Origin of the sequence: Nonomuraea lactucae (assembly GCF_003313395.1) — a bacterium.
Lineage (GTDB): Bacteria > Actinomycetota > Actinomycetes > Streptosporangiales > Streptosporangiaceae > Nonomuraea > Nonomuraea lactucae.
This window is the reverse complement of sequence record NZ_QNFZ01000655.1, coordinates 1-2,862: the sequence shown is the minus strand read 5'-3', so window position 1 is coordinate 2,862 and position 2,862 is coordinate 1. Positions and strand designations below refer to the sequence as shown.

General features: G+C 71.7%; 3 protein-coding genes. 1 reads left to right on the top strand and 2 read right to left on the bottom strand.

Features of this window, described 5'->3' with window-relative positions; translation table 11 throughout:
• Nucleotides 1-969 (top strand): hypothetical protein (locus DQW85_RS24890; RefSeq protein WP_205315385.1); only part of this gene is annotated, 969 nt, incomplete at its 5' end.
• A 22-nt stretch (nt 970-991) separates the two neighbouring features.
• On the opposite strand, the gene DQW85_RS24885 is transcribed toward DQW85_RS24890, so the two are convergent.
• Both DQW85_RS24885 and DQW85_RS24880 read right to left on the bottom strand, forming a co-directional pair.
• Nucleotides 992-2,437, bottom strand: a complete 1,446-nt coding sequence (locus DQW85_RS24885; RefSeq protein ID WP_113702421.1) for an MFS transporter — start codon at nt 2,435-2,437, stop codon at nt 992-994.
• A gap of 132 nt (nt 2,438-2,569) precedes the next feature.
• Nucleotides 2,570-2,862, bottom strand: a 293-nt coding sequence (locus DQW85_RS24880) for a glycerophosphodiester phosphodiesterase family protein (protein ID WP_275888256.1), incomplete at its 5' end; no start/stop codon positions are given.

The window sequence follows — 2,862 nt, the reverse complement described above, 5'->3', positions numbered from 1 at the left end:
CGGGTGGCCGAGGCGGCCACGCCGACGCACCCGCCGCCCGGCCCGCGCGAGGTCGGCCGCGATCCCCGGCGGTGGCCCGCCTGGTGGTGGGGGCTGTGCGTGGGCATCGGCATGATCGGCGCGGGACTGGGCGCGGCCGCCATCACGCTCGGTCCGGTGCTGCTCTGGTACGACCGCGACTTCCTCGGCATGGACCTCCACCAGCTGCACGGCGCCAACCACAGGCTCGTGAGCTTCCTGCGGCACGACAGGATCACCATGGCCGGCACGATGGTGGCGGTCGGGGCGCTCTACGCCGGCCTGGCCGCCGGCGGGATCCGGCACGGGTGGCGGTGGGCCAGGAACGCCTACCTGGCCTCCGGAGCCGTCGGGTTCCCCACCCTGTTCTACTTCCTGGGATCCGGGTTCGTCGAGCCGCTGCACACGGCGGTCACGGTCGCGCTTTTCCCGATGTTCGTGCTCGCCACCCGCCGGCGACCACCTCGCCCACAGTGGACGATCCTCGCGGAGGGCCCCGAACCCCGGAGGCGGCGGGCGCTTGTGGGCCAGCTCCTGCTGATCGTCACCGGGGTGGGGCTGTTCGCCGGGGGCGCGGCCGTGTCACTCGTGGGGCTCACTGACGTGTTCGTCCACAGCGACCTGGTCTTCCTCCACACCACTCCCGGCGACCTGCACGCCGCCGGGACCCGCCTGCTGCCGTTCATCGCGCACGACCGGGCGGGATTCGGCGGCGCGCTGATGGCAGCCGCCGTGGCCGTCACGCTGCTGAGCGCCTGGGGGTGGCGGCGTGGCGAGGCGTGGGTGTGGTGGTCGCTGACGGCCGCCGCGATCGCCGGGTTCGTCCCGCCCGTTCTGGTGCACTCGGCGATCGGCTACACCGACTTCTGGCACCTGGCGCCGGTCTACCTCGGGATCAGCCTGACCGCCCTCGCGCTGACCCTGGCCCGCCCCTACCTGTGCGCGCGGTGACCCGGACGTGCGCGGACGCCCCTCAGATCCTCGCGGGCACCTCGTTGCCCGCCGCGCGGATGGCCCTGGGCAGGTTCACCATGGCCAGCAGCGCGAACCCGGCGATGAAGAAGATGATCATCGACAGGATGGCGATCCGGTAGCTGTTGGTCAGCTGCAGCGCGATCGTCACCGTCAGCGCGCCGATGAACGCCGAGCCCTTGTCGCTGATCTGCAGCAGGCTGAAGTACTCGGCCTCCCTGCCCTTCGGGATCACCTGCGAGAACAGCGAGCGCGACAGCGCCTGGGTGCCGCCCAGGACGAGCGCGATGGCCAGCGCCATCAGGTAGAACTGCACCGCCCGGCCCTCCTCGACGAACAGCGCGACGATGACGATGGCCGTCCACACCACCAGGCTGCCCAGAATGGTGTGCTTGGTGCCGTGGCGGCGGGCCAGCGCGCCCAGCAGCAGCGCGCCGAAGAACGCCACGAACTGCACCATCAGGATCGCGCTGATCTGCACCGTCTTGCTCAGCTTCAGCGCCTCGGAGGCGAAGGCCGCGCTGTTGCCGATGACCGTCTGGATGCCGTCGTTGTAGACCAGGTAGGCGACAAGGAACAGCAGCGTCAGCGGGTAGCGGCGCAGCTCCCTGAGCGTACGGCCGAGCTGGCGGAAGCTGCCGCCCACCGAGCGCAGCGCCGTCCTCTCGTGCGGCGGGACCGGCCGGTTGCGCAGCCTCAGCAGCGGCACCAGTGTGAACGTCGCCCACCACAGCCCGGCCGACATCATGCTGATGCGGACCGACATGCCCTCGCTGAGGCCCAGGCTCTCGTGCCGCAGGTAGAGCACCAGGTTGAGCGCCAGCAGCAGGCCGCCGCCCAGGTAGCCGATCGCCCACCCGCGCGAGGAGACGGCGTCGCGCTCGTCGGGCGTGGAGATCTGCGGCAGGAACGAGTCGTAGACCACGACGGACGAGCCGTAGGCCAGGTTGGCGATGACGAACAGCAGCCCACCCAGCAGGTAGCGGTCGCCCTCGACGAAGTACAGGCCCATGGTGGCCAGCGCGCCGACGTAGGCGAACGCGCCCAGCATCTCCCTCTTGCGGCCCGTGTGGTCGGCCAGCGCGCCCACGATCGGCAGGAAGACGATCTGCAGGAACACCGCGATGGTCAGCGTCAGCCCGAAGAACGCCGCGGGCCTGACGTCGGCCCCGAACACGTCCACGTACCCCAGCCCGGGGTTGGCGGCGGCCAGCCTGTCGAAGTCGGCCGCGCACGTGGCGGCCGGCACGTCCGGGAAGTCCTTGGCGCAGGCCGCGGTCCGGGCGACCGGGATGAGGTAGGGGCCGAGGAAGACCGAGATGATCGTGGTGTAGAAGGCGGAGTTGGCCCAGTCGTAGAAGTACCAGCCGCGCTGCTCGCGCCGGCGGCCGGCCGGGGAGCCTGCGGCGGGTTCGTCGGAGGCCGCGGGGGGTGCGGGTACGGGCATGGTGTCGAGTCGCTCCTCGTGCCTGTCGCGGATGGTCCGGACGGGCCTGTCTCGGTTCGCGGCCGCTCGCGGCCTGTCGGTTCCAGCCGCTTCGCGGCCTGTCGGTTCCGGCCGCTTCGCGGCCTTTGGGTTCTAGGCCGCGAAGCGGCCGGGATGCCACAGGCCACGCCGGTCGAGCACGTCGCGAAGGCCGGTGATGTTGTCCGTCATGACGCCGTCGACGCCGAGGTCGAGCAGCTGCTCCATGCGCGCCGGGTCGTTGATGGTCCACACGTGCACCTGCATGCCGATGGCGTGTGCCGTACGGACCAGGCGGCGGGTGGTGACGCGCAGCCCGCGGAAGCCCACCGGCACCTGCGCGCAGGGCACGCCGGCGCGCGACAGGCGGGCGAGCAGGCGGCCGTAGCCGGACGTCGCGGCGGCGG